The sequence below is a fragment of the Rhodococcus spelaei genome (assembly GCF_006704125.1).
GTDB lineage: Bacteria > Actinomycetota > Actinomycetes > Mycobacteriales > Mycobacteriaceae > Rhodococcus_G > Rhodococcus_G spelaei.
On the sequence record NZ_VIGH01000005.1, the window covers coordinates 81,788 to 94,514 of the forward strand.

At 69.9% G+C, this 12,727-nt stretch carries 16 protein-coding genes; 8 read left to right on the forward strand and 8 right to left on the reverse strand.

From position 1 onward, the window contains the following. Positions 1 to 35: 35 nt before the first annotated feature. Positions 36 to 1,679: an NTF2-like N-terminal transpeptidase domain-containing protein gene (locus FK531_RS12475; protein WP_142099767.1), complete on the forward strand. Its 1,644-nt coding sequence runs from the start codon at positions 36 to 38 to the stop codon at positions 1,677 to 1,679. Between the two features lie 31 nt (positions 1,680 to 1,710). On the opposite strand, the gene FK531_RS12480 is transcribed toward FK531_RS12475, so the two are convergent. The 3 genes from FK531_RS12480 to FK531_RS12490 all read right to left on the reverse strand — a co-directional run bounded on the left by FK531_RS12480 (position 1,711) and on the right by FK531_RS12490 (position 3,703). Next, complete coding sequence (locus FK531_RS12480; protein WP_142099769.1) at positions 1,711 to 1,914, reverse strand: hypothetical protein; 204 nt, start codon at positions 1,912 to 1,914, stop codon at positions 1,711 to 1,713. 149 nt (positions 1,915 to 2,063) lie between these two features. Continuing rightward, positions 2,064 to 3,260 carry a lipid-transfer protein gene (locus FK531_RS12485; protein WP_142099771.1) on the reverse strand — a complete coding sequence of 399 codons (1,197 nt, stop codon included), beginning with the start codon at positions 3,258 to 3,260 and terminating at the stop codon, positions 2,064 to 2,066. Then, positions 3,257 to 3,703, reverse strand: coding sequence for a Zn-ribbon domain-containing OB-fold protein (locus tag FK531_RS12490; protein ID WP_142099773.1), 447 nt, complete (start codon positions 3,701 to 3,703; stop codon positions 3,257 to 3,259). The genes FK531_RS12485 and FK531_RS12490 overlap by 4 nt, the downstream gene beginning before the upstream one ends. Before the next feature lie 146 nt (positions 3,704 to 3,849). On the opposite strand from FK531_RS12490, the gene ligD reads away from it, so the two are divergent. Next, entirely contained in the window at positions 3,850 to 4,818 is a 969-nt protein-coding gene (gene ligD, locus FK531_RS12495) for a non-homologous end-joining DNA ligase (protein ID WP_142099775.1), read from the forward strand. Positions 4,819 to 4,825: 7 nt separating this feature from the next. Here the strand turns inward: ligD and FK531_RS12500 are convergent, their stop codons facing one another. After that, entirely contained in the window at positions 4,826 to 5,038 is a 213-nt protein-coding gene (locus tag FK531_RS12500; protein WP_142099777.1) for a BldC family transcriptional regulator, read from the reverse strand. A 162-nt stretch (positions 5,039 to 5,200) separates the two neighbouring features. Between FK531_RS12500 and FK531_RS12505 the strand changes: the two genes are divergently transcribed. Together FK531_RS12505 and cds1 are read left to right on the forward strand one after the other, a co-directional pair. Then, positions 5,201 to 5,548 (forward strand): DUF4229 domain-containing protein, encoded by a 348-nt coding sequence (locus FK531_RS12505; RefSeq protein ID WP_142099779.1) that lies wholly within the window; start codon positions 5,201 to 5,203, stop codon positions 5,546 to 5,548. Then, positions 5,545 to 6,645: an L-cysteine desulfhydrase Cds1 gene (gene cds1 / locus FK531_RS12510; protein ID WP_142099781.1), complete on the forward strand. Its 1,101-nt coding sequence runs from the start codon at positions 5,545 to 5,547 to the stop codon at positions 6,643 to 6,645. Before FK531_RS12505 ends, cds1 begins: the two co-directional genes overlap by 4 nt. 4 nt (positions 6,646 to 6,649) lie before the next feature. Here the strand turns inward: cds1 and FK531_RS12515 are convergent, their stop codons facing one another. Both FK531_RS12515 and FK531_RS12520 read right to left on the reverse strand, forming a co-directional pair. Beyond that, positions 6,650 to 8,533: an ABC transporter ATP-binding protein gene (locus FK531_RS12515; RefSeq protein ID WP_142099783.1), complete on the reverse strand. Its 1,884-nt coding sequence runs from the start codon at positions 8,531 to 8,533 to the stop codon at positions 6,650 to 6,652. 116 nt (positions 8,534 to 8,649) lie between these two features. After that, on the reverse strand, positions 8,650 to 9,135 hold the full coding sequence (locus FK531_RS12520) for a cupin domain-containing protein (protein ID WP_246098127.1): 486 nt from the start codon (positions 9,133 to 9,135) through the stop codon (positions 8,650 to 8,652). A gap of 207 nt (positions 9,136 to 9,342) precedes the next feature. Between FK531_RS12520 and FK531_RS12525 the strand changes: the two genes are divergently transcribed. The 4 genes from FK531_RS12525 to FK531_RS12540 all read left to right on the forward strand — a co-directional run bounded on the left by FK531_RS12525 (position 9,343) and on the right by FK531_RS12540 (position 11,798). Beyond that, positions 9,343 to 9,822 carry a DUF8021 domain-containing protein gene (locus FK531_RS12525; RefSeq protein ID WP_246098128.1) on the forward strand — a complete coding sequence of 160 codons (480 nt, stop codon included), beginning with the start codon at positions 9,343 to 9,345 and terminating at the stop codon, positions 9,820 to 9,822. Positions 9,823 to 10,222: 400 nt separating this feature from the next. Beyond that, a complete protein-coding gene (locus FK531_RS12530) occupies positions 10,223 to 10,885 on the forward strand; it encodes a DUF8020 domain-containing protein (protein ID WP_142099784.1) in 663 nt (220 codons plus the stop codon). Between the two features lie 113 nt (positions 10,886 to 10,998). Then, positions 10,999 to 11,214, forward strand: a complete 216-nt coding sequence (locus FK531_RS12535; protein ID WP_142099786.1) for an HTH domain-containing protein — start codon at positions 10,999 to 11,001, stop codon at positions 11,212 to 11,214. 5 nt (positions 11,215 to 11,219) lie between these two features. Beyond that, on the forward strand, positions 11,220 to 11,798 hold the full coding sequence (locus FK531_RS12540) for a Clp protease N-terminal domain-containing protein (protein ID WP_142099788.1): 579 nt from the start codon (positions 11,220 to 11,222) through the stop codon (positions 11,796 to 11,798). A gap of 10 nt (positions 11,799 to 11,808) precedes the next feature. Here the strand turns inward: FK531_RS12540 and FK531_RS12545 are convergent, their stop codons facing one another. Next, a complete protein-coding gene (locus FK531_RS12545) occupies positions 11,809 to 12,114 on the reverse strand; it encodes a hypothetical protein (protein WP_142099790.1) in 306 nt (101 codons plus the stop codon). A 90-nt stretch (positions 12,115 to 12,204) separates the two neighbouring features. After that, on the reverse strand, positions 12,205 to 12,714 hold the full coding sequence (locus FK531_RS12550) for a GNAT family N-acetyltransferase (protein ID WP_142099792.1): 510 nt from the start codon (positions 12,712 to 12,714) through the stop codon (positions 12,205 to 12,207). Between the last annotated feature and the right edge of the window lie 13 nt (positions 12,715 to 12,727).

A 12,727-nucleotide genomic window follows, 5' to 3' on the forward strand; every position in this document is an offset into this window, starting at 1 on the left:
CGACATTGTCGCCGCCCGTACCCGATGATCGATACATGCGCACGGTTCGTGGGTCGCTTCGGGTCTGGAACGGAATCGCGCTGGGCACGGCGCTGGTGCTCGGGGTCGGCGTCGTCTCGGGGGTCCTGCACAAACCGAAGAACGATCCCGACTCGGTGGTCGCGCAGTTCGTCGGGGCGCTCAACGCCCACGACGTGGACGCCGCGGCCGACCTGACGTCGTATCCGAGTGCGGCGAAGGCGTCGATGAAGCAGATGTTCGACGCGCTCGAGCCCGAGAAGGTCGACTTCGACGTCAACCAGGTGATCAGCCTCGGTCCCGACTCGGGGATGTTCAACGCCGCGGCGACCTGGGACCTCGGCAAGGACCGCACCTGGAAGTACAACGTCGACGGCTGGGTCCGCAAGCTGTCGGTCGGCTGGCGGGTGTCCTGGAATCCGCAGACCCTCGCGCCCGGCATCGGTAACGGTCGCACCCTCCGACTGGACCGCACCGATGCCGCACCCCCGACCGTGTTCGACATCGCCGGCGTGCCCCTGATGACCGAACAGCGCATCAACGCGGTGAAACTCGACCCGGCGACCATGCCCGATCCGGTGGGAACGACCACCCGGCTCGCGAAGGTCATCGAACCGGTCGCGCCGCTGATCACCGCGGAGTCGATGCAGCAGGACCTCGCCGCGGCGCACGGCAAGCAGGTCACCGCGGTGAGCCTGCGCGACGGTGACTTCGCGGTCCTCGAGAACGATCTGCGGGCCATCCAAGGGGTGGTGATCGACGCCCAGCCCAAGCTCATCACCGTGGACCGGCGGGTCACCAGCCCGGTCGTGGACGCGATGCGCAACGTCTGGCAGGCGAACCGCGACGCGACCGCAGGCTGGGCGGTGAACGCGGTGGCCCCGGACGGCACCCGGACGCCGCTGACCGGCTACCAGGGCCCGCCCGGGCCGGACATCAGGGCGACCCTGGAGCCGCACCTGCAGTTGGCGGCGGAGGACGCTGTGGTCAGCGTCGGGACGCCCGCCGCGATCGTCGCGATCCAGCCGTCGACCGGTGCGCTGGTCGCGGTCGCGCAGAACAACCAGGCCAGCGACCAGGGGCCGATCGCGTTCACCGGGCTGTACCCGTCCGGCTCGGCGCTCGACCTGGTCCGCACCGCCGCGGCCGCGCAGAACACCGACGTCGAGCACGCGGCCAAGGAACTCGGGCTCGCGCTCGGCTACAAGATTCCCGGCCTCGACCAGCAGACCGCAACCTTCCCCAGCGGCGGGCCCAACCTGATGCGAGCGGCCTCGGACAAGAAGCCCGACGACGTGATGGTCAGCCCGTTCGGGATGGCGCTGGTGGCCGCCGCGATCTCGCGCGGCGGCCCGACCGTCCCGGTGATCGCCGCGGGCCAGCCCGCCACGACCACCGAGACCGCGCCGAACCTGCCGCCGGCGGTCGTCGACCAGCTGCGCGGCGTCATGCGAGACACCGTGCAGCGTGGCAACGCCAACCTGCTGGCCGGTTACGGCGACCTGATCGGCGCGACCGGCGGGCACGACGACGACCGCTGGTTCTACGGCTCACGCGGTGACCTGGCGTTCGCGGTGTTCGTGCAGAACGCGGACGGCGGCGATCAGGCGGTCAAGATGACCGACCGCATGTTCAAGGCGCTGGCGCACCCGCCCGCCTGATCGAACGGCCTGTTTGCGGCCCGCCTGTGCGTCACTCCTGGCGGTCACCCGGTCCGCTGTCCGGACCCTCGCCGGACCGGGGGTGGTTCCGTCGATTCATGTGCCACAAGAACTCCGGATCGTCGTCCGGACCCACGACCCGGCCGGCCGGCGGTGCCTGAGTGTCCGGTCCGAAGGCCTTCCACAGCAGCACGGCCAGCGTCACCAGTCCGACGAGCGCCAACAGGTAGATCACGACGCACCTCCTTGAAGTTCAGGGTAGTCGGGCGACCAGGCCATGACGATCACCCGACAATCCGTGACGGCAGTACGCGAACGGGCGGTTGCCGGGTCGGCCTCTCGGCCGACGGTCCGACAACCGCCCGTTCGCGGAACCAGTGGGTACTACACCGAGACGATCACCGACGAACCGTGGCCGAACAGGCCCTGGTTGGCGGTGATGCCGATGCGGGCGCCCTCGACCTGGCGGCCCTCGGCCTGGCCGCGGAGCTGCCAGGTGAGCTCGCAGACCTGCGCGAGTGCCTGCGCCGGGACGGCCTCGCCGAAGCAGGCGAGGCCACCGGACGGGTTGACCGGGATGCGGCCGCCGATGGTGGTGTCCCCGGCGCGCAGCAGGTGCTCGGCCTCGCCGCGCTTGCACAGCGCGAGGTCCTCCATCCAGTCGAGCTCGACCGAGGTGGCCAGGTCGTAGACCTCGGCGACGTCGACGTCCTCCGGCGAGATGCCGGCCTCCTCGTAGGCCGCGTAACCGATGGACTCTTTGAACGTGCGCTCCGGCGCCGGGACGGCCGAGGCCGACTCGGTGGAGAAGTTCGGCATGTCCATGACGGTCTGCGGGAAAGTCGGGGTGACGGTCGAGATGGCCTTGATCTTGACCGGATCCACGATGCCCTTCTTGCGGGCGTACTCCATCGAGGTCAGGATGATCGCCGCGCCGCCGTCGGAGGTGGCGCAGATGTCGAGCAGGTGCAGCGGGTCGGCGACCATCGGCGACGCGAGCACGTCCGCGGCGGCGACCTCCTTGCGGTACCGCGCGTTCGGGTTGTTCAGACCGTGCTTGGCGTTCTTGACCTTCACCGCGGCGAAGTCCTCGACGGTCGCGCCGTACAGGTCGATGCGGCGGCGGGCGTTGAGCGCGAAGTAGCCGGGGTTGGTCATGCCCATCAGGCGGAACCGCAGCCAGTCCGGGTCGTCCCAGCGCTCGCCGGCGTTCGGGGCGAGGAAGCCCTTGGGCGTGGTGTCGGCGCCGACGACCAGGGCGACGTCCGAGAGGCCGGCGAGAATCCGGGCGCGGGCGGTGTCGAGGGCCTGGGCGCCGGTCGCGCACGCCGCGTACGAGGTGGCGACGCGGGCGCCGTTCCAGCCGAGGGCCTGGGCGAAGGTGGCGCCGGCGACGTAGCCGCCGTAGCCGTTGCGGACCGTCTCCCCGCCGACGATGTAGTCGACGTCCTGCCAGTCCACGCCGGAGTCGGCGAGGGCGGCGCGGGCGGCCGCGACGCCGTACCTGACGAACGGCTGTCCCCATTTGCCCCAGGCGTGCATGCCGACGCCGAGGATCGCCACGTCGTGGTTGCTGTTCATGCCTGTGCCCCGTTCTGTGCGGTGACCGGCTTCCAGCGCCAGATGGTGCGCTCGCCGGTCTCGTCGGTGTAGAGCGTCTCGACGACCAGCTCCACCTCGTTGCCCACCTTGAGGTCCGCCACGCCGAAGCCGTCGGCGACCTGACCGAGAACGACGAGGCCCTCGGCGAGTTCGACCGCGGCCAGCGCGAACGGGACGTACGGGTCGGTGGTGGGGATGTACGGCGCCGGCGGCTTGTACTGCGCGTCGGTGTACGACCAGACAGTGCCGCGGCGGGACAGCTCGACGTCGTCGAACTCCTCGCCGGAGCAGGCCGGGTTCTTGCAGAAGGTGGTTTCCCGGGGGAAGGAGATCGTGCCGCAGGACCGGCACGAGCTTCCGATCAGGGCCGGCTCCGGGCCGGTGGTGAACCAGCCCTCGACGGCGGGGGTCGCGTCGCTCATCAAGTCCTCATCTGCAGGGGCAAGACCCGACTCGGCGAGTCGTCACGAGACGGGTAGAACGTGTTGCAGTATTACACGAAACGGGCCGGTCGCGGGGCAGAGATCCCACCCAGCGGGCCCGAAGTTTCCGAGGTAGGTTCGGACGCATGGCCGCCGCCGCCGGGAGTGCCGTCGAGATCGACGTCGGAGGCCGCGTCGTGCGCGTCTCGCATCCCGACCGCGTGTACTTCCCCGCGATCGGCGCCACGAAACTCGACCTCGTCGAGTACTACCTCGCCGTCGGGGACGGCGTCGTCCGCGCGCTGCGGGAGCGGCCGTGCATGCTCCACCGGTTCCCCGACGGGTTGGCTGGGGACAAGGTGCACCAGAAGCGGGTGCCGCGCGGAGCACCGCCGTGGCTGCAGACCGTCCGGGTGCACTTCCCCCGCTACAACCGGGACGCCGACGAACTGTGTGTCACCGAGCTCGCCGACGTGATCTGGGCGGTGCAGATGTCGACGGTCGAGTTCCATCCGTGGAACTCACGGCGCGCCGATGTGGAGAAGCCGGACGAATGGCGGATCGACCTGGATCCGATGCCCGACTGCGGGTGGGATCGGGCGCTCCGGGTGGCCGGTGTGGTGCGTGAGGTCCTCGGCGAGCTCGGCGCGGTGGGCTGGCCGAAGACGTCCGGCGGTCGCGGCCTGCACGTGTACGTCCGGATCCGGCCCGACCACGGGTTCGCGGACGTCCGGCGGGCGGCGCTCGCCTTCGCACGCGAGGTCGAACGGCGGGTGCCGGGGGAGGCGACCACCACCTGGTGGCGTCGCGACCGGGACCCGGCGGCCCTGTTCGTCGACTACAACCAGAACGCGCGCGACCACACGATGGCCGCGGCCTACTCGGTACGCGGGGTGCCGGAGGCGAGGGTCTCTGCGCCGATCCGCTGGGACGAGCTGGACACCGCCACGCCGAAGGACTTCACGATCGCGACGATGACACCGCGGTTCGCCGAGCTCGGCGACCTGCACGCGGGCATCGACGACGCAGTCTTCGACCTCGCGCCGCTGCTCGAGTGGGCCGAGCGCGACGAGCGCGACGGCATCGAGAACCCGCCCGAACCGGGTGGGGACTAGTCGCGGCTCAGCGGGCGGTGGCCTCGGTGGTCAGCGAGCTCAGCAGCGCCATCACCTCGGACTCGCGGAAGCGGCGATGGCCGCCCGGGGTGCGCAGGGATCCGAGACGTCCGGCGTGTGCCCATCGCGTGACCGTCTTGGGGTCGACATGGAACAGGGCTGCCACCTGCCCGGGGGTGAGCAGTGATTCCTGGGTGGCTTGAAACGCGGGGACGCTCATTGAGGACCCTCCCGGAGCTAGTCGAAACGGATGTTGCGCACATGGTGGCATCGGGACCCCCGGGTACTCGAACTGTCTAATGTCGGTAAAGCGGAGGTAATTCGCAAAACGGATAAGTCCGGCACTGGTGAGCGGGCGGCGGCGGGTCGGTAGCCTGGGAGGGTGACTGATTCATCCCGGGCCGCCGATTCTTCCGACAACGCCGCCGCGCCGCCGTCTGCCAAGGGCAGGCTGGCACGAGATCTGGCGCTGTACACCCTGGCCCGACTCGGCCTCGTGGTCCTGATCGCGGCGCTGATCCTGGGTGTCAGTCAGCTGATCAACGTCGACGTCCCGCTGCTGGTCGCGCTGATCTTCGCGGTCGTGATCGCGCTGCCCCTGTCGCTGGTGCTGTTCAAGTCGCTGCGCACCCGGGTCAACATGCAGATCTCGGCGGTCGACGAGCAGCGCCGCCGGGACCGCGACGACCTTCGAGCCAAGCTGCGGGGCGACGCGACCGGCGACAAGTGAGTTCGCCCGCGGATCGGACCGTCGACCACAGTCGTCCGCGCGACTGGGTCGACAACGCGGTCCGGCTGATCGACGCGGACGCGCAGCGCAGCGCGGACACCCACCTGCTGCGGTACCCGCTGCCCACCGAGTGGAACGTCCAGCTCTACCTCAAGGACGAGTCCACACACATCACCGGCAGCCTCAAGCACCGGCTGGCGCGCTCACTGTTCCTGTACTCGATCTGCAACGGATGGGTCACCCAGGACACGACGGTCATCGAGGCCTCGTCCGGGTCGACCGCGGTCAGCGAGGCGTACTTCGCGAAGCTGCTCGGCCTCGACTTCGTGGCCGTGATGCCGCGCAGCACCAGCCCGGCGAAGGTCGCGCTGATCGAGGCGCAGGGCGGCCGCTGCCACTTCATCGACCGCCCGTCGGAGATCTACACCGAGGCGAACCGGCTGGCCGCCGAGTGCAACGGGCACTACATGGACCAGTTCACCCACGCCGAGCGGGCAACCGACTGGCGTGGCAACAACAACATCGCGGAGTCGATCTTCCAGCAGATGCGGCTCGAGCAGCACCCCGTCCCGGACTGGGTGGTGGTCGGCGCGGGCACCGGCGGCACCAGCGCGACCATCGGTCGCTACATCCGTTATCGCAGGCACGCCACCCGACTGCTCGTGGTGGACCCGGAGAACTCCGCGTTCATCGGCGGGTACGAGACCGGGTCCGCGGACTACACGACCGGCATGCCGTCACGGATCGAGGGAATCGGCAGGCCCCGCATCGAGCCCTCGTTCGTCGGGCAGGTCGTGGACCGGATGGTCGCGGTGCCGGACGCCGGCTCCATCGCGGCGGCCCGGCACGCCAGCGGTGCGCTCGGCAGGCGGGTCGGCGGTTCCACGGGGACCAATCTGTGGGGCGCGTTCGGGGTGATCGCGGAGATGCTCGCGGCCGGCAGCAGCGGCAGCGTGGTGACCCTGCTCTGCGACGGCGGCGAGCGGTACGCGGGAACCTATTTCGATGACGACTGGGTGCGCGGCGAGGGACTCGACCTGACCGGGCCGACCGCGGCGCTCGACGAGTTCGCCGCGACCGGCCGCTGGCAGGTCTGATCCGTCAGCGCGCGACGGCCTTCGTCTCGGCGTCCGCGAACTGGGTGCGGTAGAGCTCCTCGTAGCGTCCGCCCGCCGCCAGCAGTTCGGTGTGGGTGCCGCGCTCGACCACCCGGCCCGCCTCGACCACCAGGATGGCGTCGGCGGCGCGGATCGTCGACAGCCGGTGCGCGATGACCACTGAGGTGCGGCCGGTCAGGGCCTCGCCGAGCGCAGCCTGGACCGCCGCCTCGGAAGTGGAGTCCAGGTGTGCGGTGGCCTCGTCGAGGATCACCACCCGCGGGTGGGCGAGCAGCAACCGGGCGATGGTCAGGCGCTGGCGTTCGCCGCCGGAGAGCCGGTAGCCGCGTTCACCGACCACCGTGTCCAGTCCGTCGGGCAGCGAGTCGATCAGTTCCGTCAGGCGGGCCCGGCCGAGGACGTCCCACAGTTCCTCCTCGGTCGCGGTGGGGCGGGCAAGCAGGAGGTTCGCGCGCACCGACTCGTGGAACAGGTGCCCGTCCTGGGTGACCATCCCGACACTCCGCCGGATCGAGTCGGCGGTGAGGTCGCGCACGTCCACCCCGCCGAGTCGCACCGAACCGCTGTCGGAGTCGTAGAGCCGCGGAACCAGTTGTGCGATGGTCGATTTGCCCGCGCCCGACGAGCCGACGAGGGCGATCATCTGCCCGGGTTCGGCGCGAAAGCTGACCTCGTGCAGTACCTCGACGCCGCCGCGCGAATCGAGGGTCGACACCTCCTCGAGCGAGGCCAGGGAGACCTTGTCTGCGGACGGGTAGGCGAAGCGCACCCTGTCGAACTCGACCGACAGGGGGCCCTCGGGCATCGGTCGCGGGTTCGCCGGCTCGGCGATCAGAGGCTCGAGGTCGAGCACCTCGAATACCCGCTCGAAGCTGACCAGCGCGCTCATCACGTCGACGCGGGCGCTGGCCAGAGAGGTCAGGGGTGCGTACAGCCGGGTGAGTAGCAGTGCGAGGGACACCACCGAACCGGCCTCCAGGGAGCCGCGCAGCGCGAACCAGCCGCCGAGGCCGTACACCAGCGCCAGCGCGAGCGCCGAGACCAGTGTCAGTGCCGTCACGAATGCGGACTGAGTCATCGCGGTGCGGACGCCGATGTCGCGGACCCGCAGGGCCCGGACCTCGAACTGGGTGGACTCGTCGGCGGGCCGGCCGAACAATTTGACCAGGGTGGCGCCCGGCGCCGAGAAACGCTCGGTCATCTGGGTGCTCATCGAGGAGTTCAGGTTGGCTGCCTCGCGCTGAAGCCCGGCCATCTTGCGGCCGATCCGCCGTGCGGGCAGGACGAACACCGGCAGCAGCACCAGAGAGAGCACGGTGATCTGCCAGGAGATGCCCAGCATCACCACGAGGGTCAGGGTCAGCGTCACCACGTTCGCGACCACCCCGGAGAGGGTGTTGCTGAATGCGCGCTGCGCGCCGATGACGTCGTTGTTGAGCCTGCTGACCAGCGCGCCGGTGCGGGTGCGGGTGAAGAAGGCGATCGGCATCTTCTGGACGTGGTCGAAGACGGCCGTGCGCAGGTCCAGGATCAGGCTCTCGCCGATGCTCGACGAGAGGAATCGGTTGTAGAGCCCCAGTGCCGCCTCCATGACGGCGATCGCCGCGATCAGCAGGGCGAGTCGCACGACGACGTTCGCGTCCGAGCCCTGGACGATCGCGTCGACGACGCGGCCCGCCAGCACCGGGGTCGCCACGGCCAGGGCAGCGGTCGCGACGCTGACGACGAGGAACAGGATCAGACGCCGCCGGTGCGGTTGCGCGAAGCCGAGGATCCGGCGCAAGGTCGCTCGCGAAAAGGGTCGCTTCTCGTCCTGCGCGGTCATCATCTGGTGCATCGAGGACCAGGCGACCGATTCCATGCTCATAGGAGTGGGGCCTCTCAGTGTCGGGTTCTGACCGGTGCAACGCTACGGCGGGGGTGGGACATGCCCGCCTCGCGTGCCTTTCCGACGGTAAAACCTGAAGTGCACTCGAGGTCAAGCTAAGAGCAATGCGCGGGAGCGTCAGTCGAGAAGGGGGCCCCCTCCGGCAGCAGGTACAGGACCTCCAGCACCACCGGTTCGGGGCCGAGGTTGAGTCCGACGTGGTCGCTGTCCGGCGTCTCGGAGACCATCGAGCCTGCCGGCGAGGTCTGCCACGAGCAGTCGTCGAGCTGCCGGGTCAGCGTGCCCGAGACCACGACGCCCGCGACGTGGCCGAGGTGGTGGTGCCAGCCGGTCGTGCCGCCCGGCGCGATGACGATCCGCCGCAGCGTCGCGGTCACCTGCGCGGGCAGCGCGGAGTGGCCCGCCGGCTCGGGCAGCACGGACCCACTGAGCGGGACTTGGCCGAGGGTCTCGGTGGTGACACCCTGCGACGGCGTCGCGTGCGCGGGAGCGGCGGCGCCGACCAGCGCCGGGGTGAGCACGACCAGGGCGGCGACGGCGGTGGATGCGGCGAGCTGGGTCAGTGTGGTCACGGTTCGCATGTCCGGGTCCGTTCGGTCCGGAGATCCTCGGGCGCCGCGGGTCGCGGCCGCGTGGCGAGGCGCTCTCCACCCTCGATGGTGACGCAGCGGGGCGGCCGTGCGTGGTCGAATGCCGATCACAGCTCGGCCACCGTGAGTGGGGCGGGTCGACGTCGGGTGACTGGCGAACGCGCGAGACCGGCAGTCTCGTTCGGCTACGCTGCCGCCATGCGAGCCCGCCGAATCCTTGCCCTGTCCGCCCTCGGAATCGTCGCCGCGGCTGTGGTGACGACGCTGCGTGGCGGTGCGCGCCCCACCGCTGGTGCCGCCGTCTCGGCCGACCCGACCCGACCCGACAGCGCGGGGGAGGCGCTCGCGCGGGCGTACATCGATGCCCTGATCTCGCACGATCCCTCCGCGGTGCGTTTCGCGCCCGATGCGACCCGGGTCGAGGCCGGACTCAAGACCGGCTTCTCGGGCCCGCAGATGACCCGCGACCTGCGGCGGGGGCCGCAGTACCGCGTCATCCAGGGCATCCGTGACCTGGAGATGTCGGAATCGGGCGACGTCGTGTCCACCCGGTACCTGCTCGACGCGGGGATCGGGCGGACGCGGCTGATGACGGTCCAGATCGCCGAGACATTCGAGATCTCGGACGGCGCCATTCGTGCCGTCGTCGCACACATCCGACCCAAGTCGGTTTTGTAGGATATGCGCCACTCGTCCTATTTCTCGCATGCGGTTGCAAATTTGCGAAACGGTAGCGGGTTGGGAAAATAGCTGGCAGTGGCGTAGCCGCAGTGTTGCAACCGGGATTTGTCACGAGAAGATTTCGTGTTTCTTTCCTTCGAGTTTAGTTTCGGGTGAGCAATTTGTAAGTGTCTGTACATCTCTCGCTACTCGGCGGTCACCTTTCGTCAATCGTGGGGAAGCATTTCCTCCTTACGGTCGTGCACGTCTCCAACCCGCGCTTGCAGTCCCATCGTCGCGACAGCACTTCAGCGCGTTCGTCCCCGTCAACCGACGGGGGCGTCACCGGCTGGCTACGACCGGCACACCCGCAGCACCTCCGGGGCTGTGGAATGGCGAAAAAGGAATCTCACCGACCATGAAGATGACCAAAATGGTGGCCGTCGCGGCCATGACCATCGCGTCCATGGGTGTCGTTGCCGGCACCGCGTACGCGGATCCCGCGCCCGCCGCCTCGCCTGGCGTCGGGTGGAATGTCACCCGCAGTGGCGACAAGGTGATCGTCGACACCCCGGGCGGATCCCTGAGCAACGAGGACAACCATCTCGTCGTCCGTGATGCCAGCGGCGCCACGGTCGAGTCGGTGCCGCTGTCGATCGCGTACGACGGTGTCGCGCATCCGATCGCCGCGCAGATCGACGGCCACACCGCCACCCTGACCGCCGACACCGCCCCGGCTGCCGCGACCCCGGTCGCCCTGCCGGTCAAGGACATCGACATGCCCGCCGCGGTCGCGGCGGTCAAGGACCCGATCACCCTGACCGGCGCCGTCGGCGGCTTCATGGGTGCCGCGACCGGCCTGGTCGGCGGCTGCCTGCTCGGTGCCGTCGCGGCGGGCGTCGTGTCCGCTCCGGCCGCGATGCTGTTCGGTGCCGGCCCGATCGCGGGTTGCATCGGTGGCGCGCTGCTGCTGGGCTCCGGTGCCTCGCTCGCCGGCACTGCCATCGGCGGTCTCGGTGGCGCCGCCGCCAACGCACAGCAGTTCATCACCCTGCTCAACGCCCCGCCGGCCAAGAAGTAGTACCGCGCAGCTCCACACCTTCGCAGAGTGCGGCCCGTCCAGTGATCTGGGCGGGCCGCACCTGTATGTCAACGTCCCTTGACGCCCGCCCGTCGTCAATCTACGTTGACATCATGACCGAAGCGACGAATCTTGCGGCAGCCGCAGGTAGTCCCGACCCCTCGGTCGGACTGCGGGCCGTACTCGCGCTCCGCAGGCTGCTCGAGAGGCTCGAGGCCATTCAGGTCCGCAGTGCCCGCGACCAGGGTTGGTCCTGGCAGGCCATTGCGGACGCGCTCGAGGTGAGTCGGCAGGCAGTCCACCAGAAACACAACCGGAGAGGGCGGTAGTCGCGATGTTCGAACGGTTCACCACCGAGGCACGCGCGACCGTCGTCGTCGCGCAAGACGAGGCGAGAGCACTGCGGGCGCCGCGAATCGGACCGGAGCACCTGTTGCTCGGCGTGCTCGTCGCCGCGCACGCCACCGAGCTGGGCGCGCTCCTCGACGAAGCGGGTCTGACCGCCGAGGCGGTCCGGGCCCGACTGACGGAACTGCGCGGCGGTCAGGCACTCGGGGCCGAGGACGCGGAGGCGCTCCGGTCCATCGGCATCGACCTCGACGCGGTGCGCGAGAGCCTCGAGGCGAGCTTCGGGGAGGACGCGCTCGACCGCCCCGACCTCGGCGCCGACGAGCGGCGCGGGTGGCTCGGTCGCAGGATCGGGCACACTCCGTTCGCGCCGGAGGCCAAGAAGGTGATCGAGCTGGGCCTGCGGGAAGCGCTGGCGCGCAAGGACACCGGAATCTCGGCCGAGCACTTGGTGCTCGGCCTCGTTCGCGGTGGTGACGGCGTGGCGTGCGGTCTGATCGAGGAGCATCTGACGACCGCGGAGCTGCGTCGCCGGGTCGTCGCCCTGCTGGACCGGGCTGCCTGACGACGCCCGGTCAGAAGGTGCCTGCCGCCTCGACCGTCGCGAAGAACTCGACCACAGGAGGACCCTGGACCCCGGAGGCCTCGGTGATCTTGGCGATCTTCGCGTTGTCGGTGAAGAAACCCCGGAACGCCTCGGCGCTCTCCCATTCGTCGATAGCCAGCAGATCCCCGCCGCCCTCGGCGAACCGGTGATGGTGGGCACCCGAGGCCAGTGCCTCGGTGGTGATCTCCTCGAGCAGGGCACCGTTGTCGGCGAGCGACTGCTTGGCCGCGGCCACATCGGCGACCGGGAATCGGGCTATCACGACGACGCTCATGACGATCTCCTTCGCCCCCGATTGGCGTGCGCCCGGACAGGAATCCGGGCCATCCCATTGTCGACCCGCAGTCGTCACCGGTGGAAGGGCTCAGGCCCCGGTGCGTCGCCGCATCGTCACGCGGGGCCACGTGTCGAGTCCGTGCGCTGCCTCGTCCGCCCGGATCGCGACCAACCCGCGGCCCAGGTCGGCGTCCGGCAGGATCTCGAATCCGAGCCGCTCGTAGTACGGTGCGTTCCACGGCACGGCGGCGAACGTCGTCAGGGTCAGCCAGGGCAGACCGCGGTCGGCGGCCCACGCGGACACCTCCTCGACCAGCGCGGCGCCGAGTCGCCGGCCGGCGAAGTCGGGGTGCACCGACACCTGCTCGAGATGCGCGCCCCCGTCCACCTCGAGCGCCAGTGCGTACCCGACCGGCGCATCGCCCGCGTCGACGGCGACCCAGGCCCGGCCGGCGCGTTGGTACTGCGCGAGTTCCTCGACGGTGAACGGGTCGTCGTCGGCGACGAGCGCCATACCCAGCGTGGCGAACATCGCGCCGGCCGCGACCTCGATCCCCGCCAGTCGGGGTAGGTCGGCAGGGGTGGCGACGCGGATCATCCCTCCTTTCTAG